Source organism: Amaricoccus solimangrovi (genome assembly GCF_006385685.1).
In the GTDB taxonomy this organism is placed as follows: Bacteria; Pseudomonadota; Alphaproteobacteria; order Rhodobacterales; family Rhodobacteraceae; genus Amaricoccus; species Amaricoccus solimangrovi.
The window spans coordinates 1-4,177 of sequence record NZ_VFRP01000072.1 but is presented as its reverse complement, the minus strand read 5'-3'; the positions used below and the strand labels follow the sequence as shown (position 1 = coordinate 4,177).

General features: G+C 68.4%; 3 protein-coding genes. All 3 read left to right on the top strand.

Annotation, left to right across the window (positions count from 1 at the left end; all coding sequences use genetic code 11):
- The first annotated feature begins 163 nt into the window (after positions 1 to 163).
- Positions 164 to 1,189 carry an SH3 domain-containing protein gene (locus FJM51_RS23080; protein WP_140456441.1) on the top strand — a complete coding sequence of 342 codons (1,026 nt, stop codon included), beginning with the start codon at positions 164 to 166 and terminating at the stop codon, positions 1,187 to 1,189.
- A 348-nt stretch (positions 1,190 to 1,537) separates the two neighbouring features.
- Positions 1,538 to 3,676 carry a mechanosensitive ion channel domain-containing protein gene (locus FJM51_RS23075; protein ID WP_233713245.1) on the top strand — a complete coding sequence of 713 codons (2,139 nt, stop codon included), beginning with the start codon at positions 1,538 to 1,540 and terminating at the stop codon, positions 3,674 to 3,676.
- A gap of 293 nt (positions 3,677 to 3,969) precedes the next feature.
- The coding region (locus FJM51_RS23070; protein WP_210240408.1) for a hypothetical protein at positions 3,970 to 4,177 on the top strand (208 nt) is incomplete at its 3' end.

Sequence of the window (4,177 nt, the reverse complement as noted above, 5' to 3'; positions counted from 1 at the left end):
TTGAGATGCAGGACGGCGGTATAGGCGTCGGGCGTCTCGACGCTCTCCACCGCGCGGCGCCAGAAACCGGCATCGAAGTTAAGGCTGTCGGGCGGGGTGGTTGTCTGGAGCGCGGATCTCGCGAGCGAGGAGGAGGTGTTGCGTGGTTACGGCAAGCGAACGGATGACGACGTTGTTCCTGGTGGCCATGCTGGCGCTGGGTTTTGGGGTGGCGTCCGCGGACGAGGTGCGCCGGGAGCGGGTCCGGTTCCCGGCGGGCACGACCGGCACCACGGTCAGCGGAAACATCAAGGGCTACGACAGCGTGGAGTACCAGGTCGGCGCGACCGCCGGTCAGGAGATGACGGCGAGCCTGCGCGTCGACAATCCGGTGGCATACTTCAACGTCTTCGGGCCCGGCGATGTGCCGGGCAAGAGCACCGCCCTGTTCATAGGTTCTTCCGAGGGAGACGATTTCCGGCGGTCCCTCGACGAGAGCGGCGACTACACGATTCAGGTGTTCATCATGCGCGCCGGCGCCCGGCGCGGCGAAACGGCTTCCTACGCGCTGCGGATCGGGATCACCGGCGCCAGCCCGGCGGTCGCGGACCCCACCTCCGACTACGCGGACGGGCTGGCGGGCGGGCCGGACTTCTGGGAGCTTGCCGGGCTCGCCGCTGGCGACACGCTGAACCTGCGCTCCGGACCCTCGACACACGCCGCCGTGCTTGCCCGGCTTCCGACGGGCACCGTGCTGCGCAACCGCGGCTGTCGGATGGCGGGCGGCCAGCGCTGGTGCGAGGTCGAGCGGACGGGGGACGAAACGCGAGGCTGGGTGGCCGGGCGCTACCTGCGCGAGGCGGGGGCGGCGGCATATGCCGCGCAGGCGGAGACCGGGGATGCGCTGGTGCCAGGCACAGCCTTCAATGCTACCGGCTCGCTGCCTTGCGCGTCGACGGCGGGCGAACCAATGGGCGAGTGCCCGTTCGGCGTGATCCGCCGGGGCGGCGGAACCGCGACGGTGACGATCACGTTGCCCGACGGGCGGACACGTTCGATCGAATTCGAGAATGGCAACGCGGTTAGCGCCGATGTCAGCGCGGCGGATGGCGAAAAGCATCTCGGTGCCAGCCGCGAGGCTGATCTCAACCTGATCCGGATCGGCGAGGAGCGCTATGAGGTGCCTGATGTGGTCGTTTCCGGCGACTGATCGGCACCGCGGGAGGTGCTCGTGAGCCAGTGGGCGGGTCGTCACCGCGTTTCAGACTCGGTCGAGACCGACCGCTCGCGCGGCATGCCGCTTGGGACACCGGTGCGAAGGGCGCGGCTGAGGGAGCGAGCTCCCCGCGGCGCGAGCGGCGCGAAGCGGCCAGTGCGCGCCCGAATCGGATACAGGGTGAGCCAGGATTGACTGCCCCGCGGCCGTCGGGACCGGCGGGTTCACGTTCTCCTTCGCCCGTGGCAATGGTGAGGGCGCGGACCTTTGCCCACGAGTGAGACACGAATGCCTCCACCGTCATGCCGGCCCTTTCTGTTCATGGCTTGGGTCGTCTTGCTGGTGGTCGTCTGGTGCGGCGCGACCGCGGCCCAAACCCCCTCCATTCCGCCCCCTGCCAGCTCCGGGGCCGAGAGGGTCGTCGAGTCGTTTGGCTCGGCGAGGAGAGGGCCGATCTCCGAGGATGAAGGTCGGTGGGAGCCAAGCTCGCCGCTCGGCGGCGCGCTCCTCGGGGGACTGGAGCGCGGCCTCTCGGATCTCGTGGCGTCGCTGCGAAGGGACATCGCCGCCGCCCGGGCGAATCTCCGCCGGCTGCGGGGTCTGGGTTCGATCGACCCGGCCGACCTGGGCTCCGTCGCACGCACCCTCGCGCCGCCGATCGCGGTCTCGCTGGCGGTGGCGGTGCTTGGCCGTCTGGCACTCCTGTCCTTGCTGCGCGGCATCGGCCGACGGGCGCCGGGGCGGGGCCCGCTCGGTGTCGCGCTTCTTTCCTCCGCCAAGGTCGTTCTGGACCTCATCGTCATCATCGCGGCGGTCATCGCCGCCGCCGCGACGAGCGCGGCCGTCGCTCCGAAGGACGTCAGCGCCCCCGAGAGCCGCATTCTCATCGGCTACCTGCTGGCGTTTCTGGCGGCGGGGGCGCTCATTGTCGTGCTGCGCGCGGTCTTCAGCCCGGCGGTACCCGAACTCCGGCCGTTTCCGATGAGCGATGCCACGGCCCGCTACTGGACCCGACGGCTCGCCGCCGTCGCGATCATCATGGCACTCGGCGAACTGCTCCTGCCGGCGATCCTCATCGAGATCGCCACCCCCATCGTCGCTCACGCCACGACCGTCGCGTTCCACGCCACCGCGCTCCTCTATCTCATGCTTCTGGTGATTTTGCGCCGCCGGTCCCCCCGGGAATACTTCGAGCGCATGGCGGCGGAGCGGGAAGAGATCTGGCCGATCCTTCTTTCGCTCGCGGCCCGCTGCTGGCACTGGCTCGCCCTGGCCTATCTTGCCTTCCTTCTGCATCAAGTGATGACGTCCGGGGCCGCCGGCCTCATTCTGCTCGAGTACATGGTCGAAGCGGCCGCGGCCCTGGCATTGGCCTTGCTGGTCAGCCGAATGCTGGACCAGGTCGCCGCCCATGGGGCGCGGCTGCCGGAGCCGGTGAAGCGGGCAATGCCGGGCGTCGAAGCGCGCCTCGATGATTTCTTGCGGAGCTTCGCCGGCGTCCTCCGCTACGTCGTTTTCGCCCTCTGGATCGGATTCGTCCTGCAGGCCCTCGGCATCTTCGGGCTCGCGGAATGGCTCCAGCGACGGTTTGGGTTTGACATTCTCGGCGCCACCCTCGGTCTCCTCGCAATTTCGCTGGCGTGTTTCGGGATCTGGCTCGCGATCAGCGCCTGGATCGATCACCGCCTGACACCCCACGGGGGCCGCGTCCCCACGGCACGCGAGCAGACCGTTTTCTCGCTGCTCAGGAACGCCGTCGCGGTGGTGATCGTGCTGATCGGCCTCTACTACGCGCTTCTCGGCGTCGGCATCAGCCTCGCGCCGCTGCTCGCTTCGGCCGGCGTCATCGCGCTTGCCATCAGCTGGGGCTCGCAGAAGCTGGTGCAGGACATCATCACCGGCCTGTTCATCCAGCTGGAGAACGCGATCAACGTCGGAGACGTCGTCGAAGCTGGCGGCAAGGTGGGCGTCGTCGAGAAGCTCACGATCCGATCGGTCAGCCTTCGCGATGTCGAAGGCGTCTATCATCTGATCCCGTTCTCCTCGGTCGACGCCGTGTCGAACCACACCAGGGACTTCAGCTATCATGTGGCGGATATTTCGATCGCCTACGGTGCCGACATCGATCAGGCGAAGGCGGCGATGCTCGCCGCCTTCGAACAGTTGGTGGCCGATCCGGATTGGCGCTGGCGGTTGCTTGGCGGCATTGAATGGTTCGGAGTGCAAGCCTTGGCAGAGAACGCCGTGATCCTTCGCGCACGGCTGAAAACGCGTCCCGGCGACCAGTGGGCCGTCGGCCGCGCCTACGCCGAGACGGTGAAGAAGCGCCTCGACGCCGAGGGGATCGAGATTCCGTTTCCACAGCGCAAGATCTGGCTTGCCAGCGACGAAGGCCCGGATCGCCTTCACGCCAAGTCGCGGCCGACGCGTCAGACCCAGCACGGGGACACGCCGACGGACGCTGACATCGACGACGGCTGAGGTTCCGTTGGTCGAGGTTGGATCCGGGGAGGAGCCTCGGTCACCCGCCCTGGCGCGGGAGACGCGGTACGTCAGGCCGGCCTCGGGGGCCGGGCTCGAGGACGCCAAGCGGCCTGGCGCGCATGAGGCGGCCGGCGCCGCCGCGGACCTCTCGAAGGTCTCGCTATCCCGGCCACCAGCGTTCGTCTCCTCTCAAAGCGAAAGCACCCACCTCCGGCAATGATTGCACCGCCGAAAGTGACGTGCTGAAGTGTCTGGCCGGAACGCCTCCGGGGAGTGGGGTTGGGAGCGTCATGAGCACCGCGGGCCTGTCCGATCTCTACGTCACGGCCGAGCTCGACCGTCGGCCGACCGTCCTTCCCGACTATCGGCGGGAGATGCTCGCGATCCATGAACTGGCAGGACGCATGGCCGAGACGCCCGATGACGTGTTGCCACGCTTCGTCGATCTGGCGCTGGAAATCACTGGCGGCGTCTCCGCCGGGCTGAGCCTCTACGAAC